The sequence below is a fragment of the Pseudomonas sp. FYR_7 genome (genome assembly GCF_043106155.1).
Lineage (GTDB): Bacteria > Pseudomonadota > Gammaproteobacteria > Pseudomonadales > Pseudomonadaceae > Aquipseudomonas > Aquipseudomonas parafulva_B.
Map to the genome: position 1 here is coordinate 72,300 of NZ_JBICMI010000023.1, position 16,510 is coordinate 88,809.

The 16,510-nt window shown below is 61.8% G+C and carries 17 protein-coding genes; 5 read left to right on the top strand and 12 right to left on the bottom strand.

The annotated features are described in order from the left end of the window. Positions 1-170 precede the first annotated feature (170 nt). Entirely contained in the window at positions 171-1,370 is a 1,200-nt protein-coding gene (locus ACF8R3_RS06315; RefSeq protein ID WP_167340286.1) for a sugar transporter, read from the top strand. A gap of 27 nt (positions 1,371-1,397) precedes the next feature. Here the strand turns inward: ACF8R3_RS06315 and ACF8R3_RS06320 are convergent, their stop codons facing one another. The 3 genes from ACF8R3_RS06320 to ACF8R3_RS06330 are packed head-to-tail and all read right to left on the bottom strand — an operon-like array spanning position 1,398 to position 3,850. Then, positions 1,398-1,982, bottom strand: coding sequence for a LysE family translocator (locus ACF8R3_RS06320; RefSeq protein ID WP_058603872.1), 585 nt, complete (start codon positions 1,980-1,982; stop codon positions 1,398-1,400). Between the two features lie 50 nt (positions 1,983-2,032). After that, positions 2,033-2,863 (bottom strand): AraC family transcriptional regulator, encoded by an 831-nt coding sequence (locus tag ACF8R3_RS06325; RefSeq protein ID WP_145255292.1) that lies wholly within the window; start codon positions 2,861-2,863, stop codon positions 2,033-2,035. Between the two features lie 45 nt (positions 2,864-2,908). Then, positions 2,909-3,850, bottom strand: coding sequence for a LysR family transcriptional regulator (locus ACF8R3_RS06330; protein WP_392515236.1), 942 nt, complete (start codon positions 3,848-3,850; stop codon positions 2,909-2,911). Positions 3,851-3,952: 102 nt separating this feature from the next. Here ACF8R3_RS06330 and nfsB point away from each other — a divergent pair, with 102 nt between their 5' ends. Then, positions 3,953-4,606 (top strand): oxygen-insensitive NAD(P)H nitroreductase, encoded by a 654-nt coding sequence (gene nfsB, locus ACF8R3_RS06335; protein WP_145255286.1) that lies wholly within the window; start codon positions 3,953-3,955, stop codon positions 4,604-4,606. A gap of 22 nt (positions 4,607-4,628) precedes the next feature. On the opposite strand, the gene ACF8R3_RS06340 is transcribed toward nfsB, so the two are convergent. Both ACF8R3_RS06340 and ACF8R3_RS06345 read right to left on the bottom strand, forming a co-directional pair. Continuing rightward, entirely contained in the window at positions 4,629-5,783 is a 1,155-nt protein-coding gene (locus ACF8R3_RS06340) for a cysteine desulfurase family protein (protein ID WP_392515238.1), read from the bottom strand. Between the two features lie 173 nt (positions 5,784-5,956). After that, positions 5,957-6,883 (bottom strand): LysR family transcriptional regulator, encoded by a 927-nt coding sequence (locus tag ACF8R3_RS06345; protein ID WP_058637333.1) that lies wholly within the window; start codon positions 6,881-6,883, stop codon positions 5,957-5,959. A 140-nt stretch (positions 6,884-7,023) separates the two neighbouring features. Between ACF8R3_RS06345 and ACF8R3_RS06350 the strand changes: the two genes are divergently transcribed. Continuing rightward, positions 7,024-8,253: an acyl-CoA dehydrogenase gene (locus ACF8R3_RS06350; protein ID WP_197843950.1), complete on the top strand. Its 1,230-nt coding sequence runs from the start codon at positions 7,024-7,026 to the stop codon at positions 8,251-8,253. A 23-nt stretch (positions 8,254-8,276) separates the two neighbouring features. On the opposite strand, the gene ACF8R3_RS06355 is transcribed toward ACF8R3_RS06350, so the two are convergent. Next, positions 8,277-9,074 (bottom strand): OBAP family protein, encoded by a 798-nt coding sequence (locus ACF8R3_RS06355; RefSeq protein WP_392515240.1) that lies wholly within the window; start codon positions 9,072-9,074, stop codon positions 8,277-8,279. Between the two features lie 177 nt (positions 9,075-9,251). Here ACF8R3_RS06355 and ACF8R3_RS06360 point away from each other — a divergent pair, with 177 nt between their 5' ends. Both ACF8R3_RS06360 and ACF8R3_RS06365 read left to right on the top strand, forming a co-directional pair. Next, entirely contained in the window at positions 9,252-9,620 is a 369-nt protein-coding gene (locus ACF8R3_RS06360; RefSeq protein WP_058603880.1) for a histone-like nucleoid-structuring protein, MvaT/MvaU family, read from the top strand. After that, positions 9,620-9,952 carry a hypothetical protein gene (locus ACF8R3_RS06365; RefSeq protein WP_078478760.1) on the top strand — a complete coding sequence of 111 codons (333 nt, stop codon included), beginning with the start codon at positions 9,620-9,622 and terminating at the stop codon, positions 9,950-9,952. Before ACF8R3_RS06360 ends, ACF8R3_RS06365 begins: the two co-directional genes overlap by 1 nt. Here the strand turns inward: ACF8R3_RS06365 and ACF8R3_RS06370 are convergent. The 6 genes from ACF8R3_RS06370 to ACF8R3_RS06395 form a co-directional block, all read right to left on the bottom strand. After that, entirely contained in the window at positions 9,903-10,937 is a 1,035-nt protein-coding gene (locus tag ACF8R3_RS06370) for a TerC family protein (protein ID WP_078478759.1), read from the bottom strand. The two genes, ACF8R3_RS06365 and ACF8R3_RS06370, sit on opposite strands and share 50 nt — an antisense overlap. A gap of 198 nt (positions 10,938-11,135) precedes the next feature. Next, positions 11,136-12,443: a substrate-binding domain-containing protein gene (locus tag ACF8R3_RS06375; RefSeq protein ID WP_392515242.1), complete on the bottom strand. Its 1,308-nt coding sequence runs from the start codon at positions 12,441-12,443 to the stop codon at positions 11,136-11,138. A gap of 130 nt (positions 12,444-12,573) precedes the next feature. Then, positions 12,574-13,722: an ABC transporter ATP-binding protein gene (locus tag ACF8R3_RS06380; RefSeq protein WP_078478758.1), complete on the bottom strand. Its 1,149-nt coding sequence runs from the start codon at positions 13,720-13,722 to the stop codon at positions 12,574-12,576. Between the two features lie 18 nt (positions 13,723-13,740). Beyond that, positions 13,741-14,550, bottom strand: a complete 810-nt coding sequence (locus tag ACF8R3_RS06385; RefSeq protein ID WP_023536057.1) for an ABC transporter permease — start codon at positions 14,548-14,550, stop codon at positions 13,741-13,743. A 5-nt stretch (positions 14,551-14,555) separates the two neighbouring features. Next, positions 14,556-15,473 (bottom strand): ABC transporter permease, encoded by a 918-nt coding sequence (locus tag ACF8R3_RS06390; RefSeq protein WP_196185557.1) that lies wholly within the window; start codon positions 15,471-15,473, stop codon positions 14,556-14,558. Further along, positions 15,470-16,495 (bottom strand): ABC transporter substrate-binding protein, encoded by a 1,026-nt coding sequence (locus ACF8R3_RS06395; RefSeq protein WP_392515245.1) that lies wholly within the window; start codon positions 16,493-16,495, stop codon positions 15,470-15,472. The genes ACF8R3_RS06390 and ACF8R3_RS06395 overlap by 4 nt, the downstream gene beginning before the upstream one ends. Positions 16,496-16,510: the final 15 nt, after the last annotated feature.

The following is a 16,510-nucleotide window of genomic DNA, read 5'->3' on the forward strand; positions in this document are numbered from 1 at the left end:
AGTATCCGAGATTGCGCATGGTACGCCTTCGGTACGGCGGTTGTGAGGCCCGAGCATGACGCGTACCATGCCTGCGTCCCCAATTTTAATAAGACACACGCTCATACCGCTCCTTGCCGGGGCCGGACGTGCGTGGTCTTGCCTTGCCTGTGGAGAACCGGTTTCACGCCATGAACGGACCCTTACCTGACCACTTGCCGCCCACAGTAGGCGGCGGCAGCTGGCTGAGCGTCATCGCCCTGGCGTTGGCTGCCTTCATCTTCAACACCACCGAGTTCGTGCCGGTGGCGCTGCTCAGCGACATTGGCCGCAGCTTCGACATGACCACCGCGCAAGTGGGGCTGATGCTGACCATTTATGCCTGGGTCGTGGCATTGGCGTCACTGCCGATGATGTTGATGACACGCAACATCGAGCGGCGGCGCCTGCTGTTGTTCGTGTTTCTGGTGTTCATCGTCAGCCATCTGCTGTCGTGGCTGTCGCAGAGTTTTGCGATGCTGCTGCTCAGCCGCATCGGCATAGCCTTGGCGCACGCCGTGTTCTGGGCCATTACTGCCTCGCTTGCGGTGCGCGTCGCGCCCCCTGGGCAGCAGGCCAAGGCGCTGGGCCTGTTGGCCACCGGCACGACGCTGGCGATGGTGCTTGGCATCCCCCTGGGGCGCGTGGTGGGCGAGGCACTGGGGTGGCGCGTCACCTTCCTGAGCATCGCTGGGGTGGCGCTGGCGACCATGCTGTGCCTGATGAAGTCGCTGCCGTTGTTGCCGAGCCAGAACTCGGGATCGTTGCGCAGCCTGCCGATACTGTTCAAGCGGCCTGCGCTGGTCATCACCTACCTGCTGGTGACGCTGGTGATCACGGCGCAGTTTACCGCCTACAGCTATATCGAGCCGTTCGCCCTGCATGTCGCGCAGATCAGCGGTGAGCGCACCACGTTGGTCTTGCTGTTGTTTGGCGGCGCAGGTGTGGTCGGCTCGTTCCTGTTCAGCCGCTACAGCGACCGTTTTCCCCAAGGTTTTCTGGTGGGCTCGATCGGCATGCTGGCAGTCTGCTTGCTGCTGCTCTTGCCATTGTCCGGCAGCTTCCATGCGTTCGCCGTGCTGAGCATGTGCTGGGGCGTGGCGATCTTGAGCTTCAGCCTGTCATTGCAGTCACGCACCTTGAAGCTGGCCTCCGACGCCACGGATGTGGCCATGGCGTTGTTTTCCGGCATCTACAACATCGGCATCGGCGGTGGTGCGTTGCTGGGCAGTATCGTCAGCAGCTACCTGGGCGTGGCCAATATCGGCCTGGTCGGGGGCAGCGTGGCAGTGGTTGGCTTGTTGCTGGCAGTGGGCAGTACCCGCCGCTTTCGCGATGCGCTGACCCATTGATTCTGTCTTTGCGAGCAACAAGGCTGCTCAGCTCAATACCGCAGCCCACGCTGAGAGCAAGAGCAGGCCGCCCAGGGCCTGGTTGAACACGCGCAGGCGGCGTGGCGTTTGCAGCCAGGCCGCACTGCCTGCGCCCAGCACCGCCCACAGCGTCATGCACGGCAGTGCGATCACCAGGAACACCAGTGCCAGTTGCCACACCGCCAGGCCTGGCGCGGCAAATACGCCGATTACGGACACGGCCATCAGCCACACCTTGGGGTTGATCACCTGCAGCGTTGCCGCGTCCACTGCCGTGAACACCCGCGCCTGGGCTGGCGCGCCGGTAACGCCAGTGCTGCGCAGCAGTTGCCAGGCCAGCCAGCTCAACCACAACACTCCGGCCCACATCATCAGATGCTGGGCTTGTGGGTGGCGCGTCAACCATTGACCCAGCCCCATGCCAACCAGCAACACAGTGGCCGCAGCGGCCAGGCATGCCGCCAGGATGGGCACCAGCGTGCTGCGCAGGCCATGTCGGGCGCCTTGGGCAAGGATAAGCAGATTGGTCGGGCCTGGGCTGATGCTGGCAACCAGGGCAAATGCAACGAATGGCAGAAAAGAATGCGTCATGTGCTAGGGCTCCTTTGGTGTCAGCCCCAATGCTCGCCATTTGCATCGCCTCAGTCTGGAAGGATTGAGCAGCGCTTGCGGTAGTATGCCGGGGTGAGCTGATAGGCCCGCCGAAACCAGCGGCCCAGGTGGCTCTGATCGGCAAAGCCCAAGGTGACAGCTACGTCTGAAGGGCTGGCCCCGCTGGCAAGCAAACGCCGGGCCCTGGCCAGGCGCAGCTGGATGAGGTACGCATGCGGGGCGAGCCCGAATGCTGCCTTGAAGGCTCTGGTCAAGCGGTAACGGTCGATGCCACAGGCAGTCGCCAGCTCTTGGAGGCCAACATCCCGTGCGAGGTTGTCATGCAGATAATCGCGGGCCCGTTGCGCCGTGAGCGGCAAGCGCGGGTCTGGATCGACTCGCTTGCGCCAGTGCAGGTGGCGTGTGAGGCAGGCGAGCAAGGCGTCGATGGCTGACTGCCTTACGATGAGCAGTTCGTGTGCATGCAGGGCATTGAAGGCAAACGCGGTGGCTTGGCCAAGCTGCAGGTCCTGGGTCAGCGTGTCGGCGAAACGGGGCAAGGCATCACGCGGCGCCTGTTCGAATAGCAGGCGCAACTGCTGCTCCAGCCAGTCCGGCTCCAGGTAGAGCGTGGAGTAGGTAAAACCTTCTTCAGTGGGCGCGAGCCCGTCGTGCAGGTCCCCAGGTTCAAGCATGAAGACTTGCCCCGGCACACTATGGTGCCTGACCCGCCGGCAATTGAATTGCTGGACCCCTTGCTCGGTGACGCCTACCAGAAAGCTCTCGTGCCAATGGGGGTCGTAGGCATGACCGACGAAATGGGCGCGGATCGACTCGATGCCGGTCTCGGCGTCCTGCTTGAGGTCGATCCAGTTACTCATGGGGGCTCGCTGTGTGCATGCTGATGCTTAGGCTGTACAAGAAGCCTAGCGCCCTCGGCTACAGGTGTCTGGAAGATTTGTGCAACTGCCGAGCCTGGCTGCCGGCTGCAGTGCATCGAACCGCTGGCGCAGCCACTGGTGCAGTTGCGTGACGGCGGGGGTGAGCTGCTTGCGGTGCGGGCATACCAGCGTGACAGGTGTCGGCTCGCCCGGCCATTGAGGCAGGACGATTTCCAGCCTGCCGCAGGCGAGGTCATCACTGACATCCAGCCACGACTTGTAGACGATTCCCTCGCCAAGTACCGCTAGGCGGCGAATCACATCGGCGTCATCACTGATCAGTGGCCCTTTCACGTGCACCGTGCGTTGGCCAAGTTGCCACTTGTCGTACACCCGACCGTGCTGCATGTACAACAAGCAGTCATGGGCATGCAGTGCCTCGGGCGTCTGCGGTCGGCCGTGGCGGGCCAGGTAATCGGGGGAGGCGACCAGGACGCGCTGGTTCCAGTCGGCCAGGGGGAGGGCGATGTAGTTGGCGTCCTGGTTCAGGCCGTAACGCACGGCAACGTCCACCGGATCACGGTTCAGGTCGGCAATCTGGTCGGACAGCATGAACCGCAGGTGCAAGGCCGGGTGCTCCCGGCGAAACGCGCTGAGCCAGGGCAGCAGCATGTTGCGGCCCAGGTCCGAGGGTGCTGAAACCTGTAAGGTGCCGCGCAGGGCGGTGGTATTGCCATGCAAATCGTCATGCCCGCGACGCAGGCTTTCCAGCACGTTCACGGCAGTCGGCAGGTAGCGCTCGCCCTCGGCAGTCAGGCGCAGGCTGCGGGTAGTGCGAACGAACAGGCGTACGTCCAGATCACGCTCCAGCCGCTTGATGGCGGCCGCCACCTGGCCGGGCAACAGGTTCGCTTCGATGGCAGCTGCGGTGAAGCTGCCCAGCGCGCTGCTGCGCACGAACAGTTCGAGGTCGGCAAGACGCAACATTGTCACTCCAGAGGTGAAAGTGTTGCTCGATTGTGCCGGTTTTTATTTGTGGCAGGAAAGATACCATGGGCATTCCTTTTCTCTCGACGTCCGGAATTGCCCATGGATACCGTCTCGCTGGCCAAGCGCCGCTACACCACCAAAGCCTACGATGCATCGCGTCAAATTCCCCAAGCCACGGTCGATGCCTTGCTCGAGCAATTGCGTCACAGCCCATCTTCGGTGAATTCCCAGCCCTGGCATTTCGTCGTTGCCCAGAGCGAAGCTGCCAAAGCCCGCCTGACCATGAGTACCGACACCGACTACGCCTACAATTCGCCCAAATTGCGCGATGCTTCCCATGTCATCGTTTTTTGCACGCGCACCGACATGACCCAGGCGCACCTGGAGGCCGTGCTCGCCCAGGAGTCACTCGACGGGCGTTTTCGCGATGAGCAGGCCAAGGCGGCGCAGGACAACAGCCGACGCCACTACGCCGACCTGCATCGTTACGAGCGCAAGGACCTGCAGCATTGGATGGAAAAGCAAACCTATCTTGCCTTGGGTACAGCCTTGCTGGGCGCCGCTGCCCTGGGCCTGGACGCTACCCCCATCGAAGGCTTCGATAGCCAGCGCCTGGATGCCGAGCTTGGCTTGCGCGAACAAGGCTTCACCAGCGTAGTGCTGCTGAGCCTGGGCTATCGCAGTGAAACCGACTTCAATGCCGGGTTAAGCAAATCGCGGCTCCCGGCATCCAAGGTATTCACCTTCCTGTAAAGGCATGCCCGGCTGGCGTGGTTCACCAGAGTGCAGCGCTGGCCGTGGTCAGTGCCGAGGCCAATACCGCAATGGCCTTGTCGACTTGCGCCTCGGTGGTGAACCTGCCAACGCTCAGGCGAATGCTGTTACGGGCACGGCGCTCGTCCAACCCCAGCGCCAGCAGGACGTGGGATGCCGCATTGTTCGCTGAATTGCAGGCCGAGGTGGTCGACAGCGCCAGTTGTGTGGCGAGCGCCGCGCTGTTGAACCTTGCCTGATCGATACACAGGTTCAGGGTGTGCGGCACGCGCTGGGTAGCGCAGCCGTTGAGCGTGATGCCGGGCAGGGCCAATAGGCCCTCGCGCAGGCGCTTGGCCAGCTGCGCCAAGCGCTGGTACTCGCCATCGCCTGGTTGGCCGGCCAGGGCAAACGCGCTGCCCATGCCCGCGATCTGATGCGTGGCCAGGGTACCGGAGCGCAAGCCTTGCTCATGACCCCCCCCATGCAGTTGGGCACGCATGCCGGCGCGCGCGCGCGGGCCAACGAACAGCGCACCGATGCCTTTGGGGCCATACACCTTGTGGGCGGAAAAGGACATCAGGTCAACGGGCAGGCTAGCCAGGTCGATGGCCAGCTTGCCTACCGCCTGAGCTGCGTCCACGTGGAACACGGCGCCGTGCGCCCGCACCCGCTCGCCGATGGCAGCGATGTCGGTGACTGTGCCCAATTCATTATTCACCGCCATCAGCGACACCAGGCGCGTATCGGCACGCAGCGCGTCCTGAACCATGGCCGGATGGATCAGGCCTGATGGATCAGGTTGCAGTCGGGTCACCGCCCAGCCTTGGCGCTCCAGTTCGGCTGCGGTGTCCAGAACGGCTTTGTGCTCTAGCTGACTGGTGAGCAAATGCCCAGGCTGGCCCAGTCCCTGCGCGACGCCTTTGAGCGCCAGGTTGTTGGACTCGGTAGCCCCGGATGTCCATACCAGTGACGCCGGCGGCGCCCCCACGCGTTCGGCCACCTGCTCACGGGCCAGTTCGACTGCATCGCGCGCTGCCCTGCCATAGATATGCCCGCTCGAGGCCGGATTACCAAAATGGGCATGCCGACCGAGGCATCCAAGCATGGCCTGGATCACTCGATCGTCGACCGGGGTAGTGGCAGCGTAATCGAAGTAGAGAGGGGCGTCAGACATAAGCAGGTCCATTGGCAAGAGAGCGAGGGTGCCTGAACAAGATTAACTGCGTCACGAAGAGACTTTTGCTCTAAATCATTGCGTTTTAAGACCATTTTGCAAAAGCATTCTCCGGATCGGGCATAACGAAAAAAATATTCTCACCCTTGTCTCGACACTCAGACGGTCTTTTCTCATTGACCATTGAGAGTCCGTTCCTCTTCGCTGACTACCCGCTCGCACAACTCGGTGATCTGCTCGCGCATCCAGCGGTTCGCTGGGTCCTGGTCAGTGCTTTCATGCCAGTACAGGTGCGTCTCCAACGCCGGCACCTCTACAGGCAAAGGCTTGTAGCACAACTGATGACGGCGGGCGAAACGCTCTGGCACGGTCATCACCATGTCGGTTTGCTGCAGTACTTGCGAGGCCATCAGGTAATGCTGTGAGCGCAGGGCCACCTTGCGCTGCACGCCCATCTTGCCCAGCGCAAGGTCCACGTAACCCAGCCCGTTGCGGCGGCTGGAAATGTGGATATGGGTCATGCCAAGGTACCCATCCAGGCTCAATGCCCTGTCGGCCAGCGGGTGACCTTGGCGCAGGGCGCAGACGTAGCGGTCCTGCATCAATTTGATGTGCCGCACTTGAGGGTCGGTGTTGAGGGGGGCGTCGATGGCGAAGTCCAGTCGTCCTGCGGCAAGCTCCTTGGTGGTCTCCCGGCGCTTGCACAGGAAACTCTCGATCAGCACCCCAGGTGCCAGGCGACGCAGGCGTTGGAACAGCGGCGGCAGGATCACGGCCTCGGTCAGGTCGGTCATGCTGATGCGAAACGTCTTGCTCGCTTGCAGGGGGTTGAACGTCCGGCTTTCCTGCACCGAGGTGCGTAGCAATGCCAGCGCGCTGCGGACCGAGCCGATGATGTTCTGCGCCATGGGTGTTGGCACCATGCCCTGGGCGGTCCGTACGAACAGCGGGTCGTTGAAGGTTTCACGCAGCCTGGACAATGCATTGGACACGGCAGGCTGGGTGATGCCGACGATCTGCCCGGCACGGGTGAGGTTGGCTTCGGTGTAGATCGCATCGAAGACGATGAACAGGTTGAGATCGACCTTGCTGAGGTTCATGAGCGCCGCTCGTTCTTGGAATTATCGGCCGATCATATATCGGTTATGAATGTTAATACACGCCGAAAATAGACTAGGTGGATGACCAGCGCCTGCCCTAGGCTTGCCCTAATGTCATTCGACCCTGAAGGAACCCGCCAATGGATTTCGCCTATTCGCCCAAGGTGCAAGCGCTGCGCGAGCGCGTGACTGCCTTCATGGATGCCTACGTCTATCCAGCCGAGTCCGTATTCGAACGCCAAGTTGCCGAAGGCGATCGTTGGCAGCCTACCGCCATCATGGAATCGCTGAAAATCAAGGCACGCGAGGAGGGCTTGTGGAACCTCTTTCTGCCTGAATCCGAATACGGCGCAGGGCTGACCAACCTGGAGTACGCCCCACTGGCCGAAATCATGGGCCGTTCATTGTTGGGCCCAGAGCCGTTCAACTGCTCGGCACCGGACACAGGAAACATGGAAGTGCTGGTGCGCTACGGTACGGCCGCGCAGAAGCAGCAGTGGCTGGAGCCTTTGTTGCGGGGCGAAATCCGCTCGGCATTCGCCATGACCGAGCCCGATGTGGCGTCTTCGGATGCCACCAACATGGCGGCTACAGCAGTGCGCGAAGGGGACCAATGGGTCATCAACGGCCGCAAGTGGTGGACCTCCGGCGCATGTGACCCGCGGTGCAAGGTTCTGATCTTCATGGGCCTTTCCAACCCGAACGGCCCGCGGCACCAACAACACTCGATGGTTCTGGTGCCGATGGATACACCCGGTGTGAGGGTGCTCAGACCTCTGCCGGTATTTGGCTACGACGACGCGCCCCATGGCCATGCCGAGGTGGTGTTCGAAAACGTGCGGGTGCCGTTGGAGAACGTGCTGCTAGGAGAGGGCAGGGGGTTCGAGATCGCCCAAGGCCGATTGGGGCCTGGACGCATCCACCATTGCATGCGGTCCATCGGCATGGCCGAACGGGCCCTGGAGCTGATGTGCAAGCGCGCGGTTGCCCGGACTGCGTTCGGTCAGCCACTGGCGCGGCTGGGCGGGAACGTCGACAAGATTGCCGATTCGCGCATGGACATCGACATGGCACGCCTGCTCACGCTCAAAGCGGCCTATATGATGGACACCGTGGGCAACAAGGTGGCCCGCAGCGAGATCGCGCAGATCAAGGTGGTAGCACCGAATGTTGCGCTGCGCGTGATTGATCGGGCGATTCAGTTGCACGGTGGTGCGGGGGTGAGCGCTGATTTTCCGTTGGCCTACATGTACGCCATGCAGCGCACCCTGCGCCTGGCCGACGGGCCCGATGAAGTGCACCGGGCAGCGATCGGCAAGTACGAAATCGGCAGGTATCTGCCTGCGTCAGGCTCAGCGGCCCAACGCTGATTGCTGGGTTCATGCCGCCAGGCTCAATGGGCCGAGCGGCTGTTGGTATCGGCAGGCGTAGTGGTGGCAGGTTTGTGCAAATGCGCGCCAGTCGGGTCATCCAACTGAATGATGACGCCTTTCTGCCAACTGTCGGCGTCAGTGTCGGGCGTAGGAATGTCAATATCAGCGCGCTGCTTGCGCGTCTGGGCGGTATCGATGCTCAGGCGACGGTTGCGCTGCTCGACCATCGCCGGGTCTGCCTGACCGTCCGCAGTGAAGCCCATCATCAGTTGCGGCACGCCCATCGGCAGTGACTTGTCTTGGTCGGTATGCCAGGTATGCCACGTCTTGCCGTAGGTGGTGGCCAGGCGTTTCATCAAGGCATGTTCGGCAGGCGCAGGGATACCGGGCGCCACCAACTGGCCAGAGGACACTTCAAACCCGTGGCTGTGCCACAGCGCTTTTTCCTTGGCGGGTAACCGGGCGAACAACTTCTGATCGATGATGTACTCCACGCCCATGATTTTGGCCGTGGCCGTGCTGCCATCGTAGATCACGCACTGAATGACGTCTTCGTTGAGGATCGCACAGTAATGATGCGCTTCCATTTGAATATCCGGATGGCCGTTATAGAAGTGAAAACCATCCAGGTAGGCATTCAGTGCGTCAATAGGTGGTTTGGCCTGTAACAGCGCCGCGCCTTTTTCAAGCCATTGCGTGCCGGGCTTTATTGGGGCGCCGGGTGTTTGCACAGGCGATGCGGTTTTGGCCCCTGAGCAACCCGCGAGCAGGGCGCTGGCCAAACATAGGCCAAGAAGGCCAAGGGAAGGGTTGGGCATGATTGAGTCTCCGCAGGGTGTGCGCAACAGACCGCTTGCCGGGCACTAACATTTTCTTTGACGGACAGACGGTAATGCTGTCTAGTTAGTCAAGCCGGTTGAACCAAGCCTATGTTCGACTGCACTAACAAGTTACTGAAGTTTCATTGCCCGTCGTACTGAAAAGGAAACGTCCCCATGTCTCGTCTTGCAGAGTTTCGTCAACTGGAACAGAAATTGGCTGCCCAACTTGCAGAGCTGGAAGCCATGAAAGGTAGCCCTGAGCTGCAAAAAGAAATCGAGTTTGAAACCAAACTGCGAAATCTGCTGGCCAAGTACGAATACAGTTTGCGCGATATCGTCAACCTGCTCGACCCGAAAAACGGTCAACGGCCCGCTGCGCCTGCTGCGGCCCAGAAAGCGCCACGTCGTGCTCGGCAGGTCAAGCAGTACAAGAACCCACACACCGGTGAAGTCATTGAGACCAAAGGTGGCAATCACACCAAGCTCAAAGCATGGAAGGCCGAACACGGCGCTGATGAAGTGGAAAACTGGCTGGCCAAGTAATGCCCACCCAACGTTATCCCACTACCCCGGACGGCCGCTATTTCGTTGTCCGGGGGCGCTTGTGGCGCTGCACCGATCCCTCCCTGTCCGACGCTCTGCGTCAGCACTGGGTGCATGCCTTGATGGACGCGCGCAGAGCGGTAAAGGACGCAAAGGCCAACGACGAACCCGATCAGCTTGCTCGCGCCCGTGCCCAGGTTCAGGCGGCAAAGGTCGCGCTGGGGGAGCGTGGCCCCGTCTGGTGGGGCGACGGGAGCCCGGACTTCAACCGGCGCATGGCGGTCAATACTCCTTATGCCGAGTGGTTTCAATCGCTTGATCCAGCTCAGTAACCGGGGCCTTGGCTTGACCGCGGGTTTTTATCAGCGACACCAGCACACCGCCCAGCAACAGCCCGAACGTGACGCCCAGCGACAATAGGGCGGGCACCTTGCCCACCATGCCGTGGTAGAAGATCTTGCAGCCGATGAAGATCAGCACGAGCGCCAGCGCATACTTCAAGTACACGAAACGGTGCATCAGTGCCGACAAGGCAAAGTACAGTGAACGCAGGCCCAAGATGGCAAAGATATTGGATGTGTAGACGATGAAAGGGTCCTGGGTGATGGCGAATATCGCCGGGACGCTGTCCACGGCAAATACGAGGTCAGCCAGTTCAATCAAAACAAGCGCAAGAAACAGCGGCGTAGCGTGGCGCACGGCATTGCTTTCCCCACTGGGCGTAACGTGCACGAAAAACTTCGAGCCGTGGATTTGATCGGTTACCCGCATGTGCCGCCTTACAAACTTCAGAATCGGATTGTTGGCCAGGTCCGGCTGACTGTCTTCCCTGGATAGAGCCATTTTCACGCCGGTAAAAAGCAGGAAGGCGCCGAAGAGATAAAGTACCCAGGCAAAGTTCTGCACCAAGGCCGCGCCGACGCCAATCATGATCGCGCGCAACACCACCACGCCGAGAATCCCCCAGAACAACACGCGGTGCTGATAGCGTCGGGGAACGGCGAAATAGCTGAAGATCATCGCCATCACGAAGACGTTATCCATCGACAACGACTGCTCGACGAGAAACCCCGTATAGAACTCCAGTGCCGGTTGCGCGCCCAGGTAGTACCAAACACCGACGCCGAACAGCACGCCGACGCCGAAGTAGCCTGAATACAGCAGCAGGCTTTCGCGCATTTCGATTTCGCGGTCATGGCGATGCAGCACGCCCAGGTCGAGCACCAGCAAGCCGACGACGATGGCGACAAAAACCAGCCACAGCCAAGCGCTGGTGCCGAGAAAAGGTGTTGTGAGAAAGGTGTGCAGAGCTGTCATGAGCCCCTCCTGATCGGTCGACGTTGCGTGGCAACAGTGATCCGACATGGCGGCTGGCAACCGTCAGAGGGGCCCGGTATCACTTAGGCTTGAGCGTAGATCCGTTTGCGGGGCACGCCGAATGAGCAGCTGTTACATTTTTTTGCGAAGGGCTTGGGAGGCGCTGACCCCTCCAGTCTTGATGCCGTGCGGCAAGCCTCAATAGACCCAGACCTCGACGCGACGGTTGCGCAAGCGGCCCTGCTCCATCTCGTTACCCGCCACCGGCATCTGGTCACCTAACCCCGCCACTTCCAGCACCTCGATACCCCCGCGCGCCAGTGCCTGGCGTACCGCCTCGCCGCGCAGGCGCGAGAGCAGGGCAGCGCGCCCCGGTGTGTCCTTGGGGTCGCCGAAGCCCACCAGTACGGCCTTGCGATGCGGCTTGCCGGCCTGGTTCAGGTACTCGATGACCCGCTGCACATCCTGGGTAGCCTTGCTGTCCAGGGCGGCACTGCCCGGTTGAAAGCGCAAGTTCACGCTCAACCGCTGAGCGTGCTCTGCCAGCGCCCGATACTGGGCAGGCATGTTCGCAACAGGCGCCACGCGCTGGGCCACGATCTGCTGTGACACAAAGCCTTGCTCGGCCACGATGGCCTGACCGGCGGGGCTCTGGATGAAGTCGATCAATGCAGCGGCCTGAGGGCTTGGGGGAGTGGGCAGATACAGGAACAGGCGGCGTGACAGCGGATAGACCTCACTGGCCACCAAGGCGCGTTCGGGCAGCAGCGCCGCAGCGGTGCCATCGGCCACTGCCAGTACCTTGGTCCCGTGGAGGGTCGAAAGCCCGGTAAACCCGATGGCCTGGCGATCGACTGCTACTTGGGCGGCCAGACGATCGCCGGCTTCAAAACGCCTGGCTGTCGGCGCCAGGTTGACCTGCTTAGGCGCCAGGACCCGTGACCTGAACGTTTCGAACGTCCCGGAGCGCTCGTCCCTGGCGTACAGGTGGATGTCGCCACCGGCCACCCCGAGTTGCTCCCAGCGCCGTACCTGCCCGCTGAAAACCTGCGCAATTTGATCCAGGGACAACTCAGACAAGGGGTTGGCGGGATTGACGAGGATGGCGACACCGTCCAGCCCGATGACATGTTCAGCTGCAGGGGAGCGCAAGTCGCCAAATGCCTGCAACTGCCGTGCTTCGCTGTCACTGATCGGGCGAGAGGCGGCGATCAGGTCAGCCTCGCCCCGAGCCAAGGCATCAAAGCCCGTGCTTGAGCCATGCGCCGCGATATCGACCTGAATGTCTACACCGTCAGCGCGGGTCGCCGCGATCACTGACTCGTTGTCCGCCTTACCGCTGTGGACTTGCACCTGGGTAGCGTGCTCGGCGCGCAGCTGCGCCCGTACCAACGCCGGTAGCAGGGCACTGCCCAGGGTGTTGGAGCCTTGGATGCGCAGGTGCACGGGCTCGGCCCAGGCCATCATCGGCAGCACGGTCAACAGGAAGACGAGCAGGTGGGCCATGGTGATTGGGCCTTCACGGTGGGAATGGCCGCAGCGTAAGGCAGTGGCGTGATGGTGTGATGACAAGGCGGCAACGTCGCCAGGCGGCCGTGCGCAGGCACTTGCGCACGGACGATCAGCGGCGCCTGGATCAGTGAGCGCCGGCCGATTTGCTCAGGTCACTTTCTGCCCACTGGGTATAGATACACGCATCGGCCACCGCCCAGCGTACCTTGACGGTGTCGCCCGGCTGCATCGGCATGCCTGCCGCCGACAAAGCCTTGACCGTCAACGAGGTACCGCCTGCGGTGACCACATGACAGGTTTGGCTTTCACCGAGGAACAACACCTCGCCGACCTTGGCGCTGACTTCGTTCCAGCCGGCAGGCAACGGTTGCTCGGCAGCTTGCTGTGCAGTCAGGGCAAGGGCTTTCTCAGGCCGCACCATGATCAGGGCATCCTGATCTTGGCCCAGGCCTGGGGTCAGGCGAATGGCGACGCTTTGGCCTTCGAAGCTGCCTGCGCCATTGCTGTTGGCCTTGATGCGCAGGAAGTTGGAGTTGCCCAGGAACGAGGCCACAAACGCGTTGGGCGGGTTCTGGTAAAGGTCGTAGCCACTGCCAAGGCCCACGATTTTGCCATGGCTGAAGATCGCGATGCGCTGGGACAGGCGCATGGCCTCTTCCTGATCATGGGTGACGTAGACGATGGTAATGCCAAGACGCCGGTGCAACTGGCGCAGTTCATCCTGCAGGTCTTCACGCAGCTTCTTGTCCAAGGCACCCAGCGGCTCGTCCATCAGCAGGATACGCGGCTCGTAGACCAGCGCCCTGGCAATGGCCACGCGTTGCTGTTGTCCGCCGGACATCTGCGAGGGCTTGCGGTGAGCGAAAGGCTCCAGTTGCACCAGCTTGAGCATGGCATCGACACGCTTGCGTGTTTCAACCGTACCCAGCTTGCGAATGGCCAGGGGAAAGCCAATATTGTCGCGCACGTTCAGGTGCGGAAACAGCGAATAGCGCTGAAACACCATGCCGATGTCGCGCTTGTGCGGCGGCACGTTGACCAGCGACTGGCCCTCAACGAGTATCTGGCCGCTGCTGGGAGTCTCGAAGCCAGCCAGCATCGACAAGGTGGTGGACTTGCCGGAGCCGCTGGAACCCAGGAAGGTCAGAAATTCGCCTTCCTGAATATCCAGGTCCAGGTTGTCCACGGCGGTGAAGTCGCCGTAATGCTTGTTCAGGCCGCGCAGGCTGACCAGGGCCTTGCCACGCGCGTTGTCTTGGATCACTGCACTCATGGGTTAATCTCCGCGCGCTCAGGCGTTGGTTTCGGCACGCCGGCGCAGGGCGGCGGCAAGGAACATCACAAGCAGCGACAGACCGATCAGCAAGGTCGATGCCACGGCGATCACCGGGCTGAGGTCCTGGCGCAGGGTGGTCCACATTTTTACCGGCAGTGTCTGCAGGTCGGGGCTGGCCATCATCACGCTCAGCACCACTTCATCCCAGGACACCAGAAACGCGAACAACCCGCCGGCGATCATCCCAGGCCGGATGGCCGGGAAGGTCACCTTGAAGATGGCCTGCAGGCGCGAGGCACCGCAGATGACGGCGGCGTCCTCGATCGACTGGTCGAACAGCTTCAGGGAATTGATGATGGAGATGATGGTGAAGGGCAGGGCGACGATCACGTGGCTCACCACGAAGGCGAACAAGGTCCCGGTGTAGCCCAGCTTGAGGAACAGGGCGTACACCGCTACGGCGATGATCACCAGGGGCACGATCATGGGCATGGTGAACAGGCCGTACAGCAGCTCGCGCCCCGGGAAGCGCCCGCGCACCAGGGCGAAGGCCGTGGGCAGGCCCAGCAGCACTGCCGCAACGGTGGTGAGCACGGCAACTTTGAGGCTGGCCAGGGCTGCGTCCATCCACTCAGGGTTGGAAAAGAACTGCCCATACCATTTGAACGTCCAGCCGGGCGGTGGAAACACCAGCCATTGGGACGAACCGAACGACAGCAGCACGATGAAGACCACCGGCAGCAAGAGGAAGGCGGCAATTACACCGGTGGTCAGGTACAGGCCGGTGCGAAGCGGCCGGCCCATGGCATTGGGAGACAAGAGCATGTGGTTTACCTCGCAGTGCCAACCGGGGATTCCGGCTGCAGCTTCAGGTACAGGTAGAACAGCACCAGGGTGATGACCACCAACAAGGCAGCCGCCGCGCTGGCCAGGCCCCAATTGAGGAACGACTGCACCTGCTGGATGATGAATTCAGGCAGCATCATGTTCTGCGCCCCGCCCAGCAACGCCGGGGTGACGTAGTACCCCAACGACATGACGAACACCATCAACGCCCCGGAGAACAGCCCCGACCGGCACAGCGGCAGGAACACCTTCCAGAAGTTGGTCCACGGGCTGGCACCGCACACCGAGCCTGCCTGCAGCACCATCGGGTCGATGGCATGCATGGTTGCCTGCAGCGGTAGCACGATGAACGGGATCATGATGTAGCTCATGCCGATCACCACGCCTGTGAGGTTGTGCACCATCTCAAGTGGGCTGTCGATGATGCCCATGGCCATCAGCATTTTGTTGATGACCCCCGAGCTTTGCAGCAGCACCAGCCAGGAGTAGGTGCGCGCCAGCAGGCTGGTCCACATCGACAGCAGGACGATGTTAAGCAGCCACCGGCCCCAGCCCTTGGGTACCAGCGTGATCGCCCAGGCCAGCGGAAAACCCAGCAGTACGCTGATCAGCGTGACCAGCCCTGCCACCGAAAAGGTGTTGAACAAGACCCGGGCATAGGCCGAGTTGGCGAACAGCTGTTCATAGTTGCCAAGGCCGGGCGTAGGCTCGAGCACGCCGCGCAGTAACAGGCCAACCAACGGTGCGAAGAAAAACAGGCCCAGGAACAGCAAGGCTGGCAGCAGGTTGCGGCTGCCATTCCAGCGCTGGCTCAGGGAGGCGCGCCGTGGCCTGGCTCCGGGAGCACCGGTGCCCGAAGGGGCACCTTGGGCGTTATGCAGGGCATTGATCGCGACTTTCATTTGACCAGCCACTCATTCCAGCGGGCCGCGATGGCCTGGCCGTTCTTGGCCCAGTAGGCAAAGTCCAGGGTGACCTGATCCTGCGCATAGGCGGTCGGCAGGTTCGGAGCCAGGTCCTTGTCCAGCTTGGCGACGCTGTCGGTGTTGACCGGGGCGTAGGCCGTCTTGTTGGCGAATTCGGCTTGGCCTTCGGCGCTGCTGGCGTTGGCCAGGAACTTCATCGCCGCATCCTTGTTCTTGGCGCCTTTGGGAACGACCAGGAAATCGGCCATGACCAGGTTCTGCTTCCAGCTCACCCCTACAGGGGCGCCGTCTTGCTGCAGGGCGTAGACGCGGCCATTCCAGAACTGGCCGAGGGAGGCTTCACCCGAGGCCAGCAGTTGCTGCGACTGCGCGCCGCCGCCCCACCAGACGATGTCTTGCTTGATGGTGTCGAGCTTCTTGAAGGCGCGATCCAGGTCCAGCGGGTAGAGCTTATCGGGCGCCACGCCATCGGCCAGCAGCGCCAGTTCCAGTACGCCTGGGCTTGGCCATTTGTAGAGGGCGCGCTTGCCGGGGTAGGTCTTGGTGTCGAACAGTGCAGTCCAGTCGGTTGGCTTGCTGGCACCGAGCTTGCCTTCGTTGTAGCCGAGCACGAAGGAGAAGAAGAACGAACCCACGCCATGATCGGAAACGAAGCGCGGGTCGATCTTGTCGCGCTGGATCTGGGAAAAGTCCAGGGGCTCGAGCAGGCCTTCGCTGGCGGCGCGCAGGGCGAAGTCAGCCTCGACGTCGACCACGTCCCACTGCACGTTGCCGCTTTCGACCATCGCCTTGAGCTTGCCGTAGTCGGTCGGGCCGTCCTGCACCACCTTGATGCCGGTGGCCTTGCTGAACGGGGCTGCCCACGCTTGCTTCTGAGCATCCTGGGTCGTTCCGCCCCAGCTTACGAAGTTCAGGCTTTCAGCCGCCTGAGTGGCCTGGCAGGCCAGTGTCAGGAGGCTGGCCGACAGCACTGCGGTTACATGTTTGCTCAACAGCATGATTACGCCCTCGTT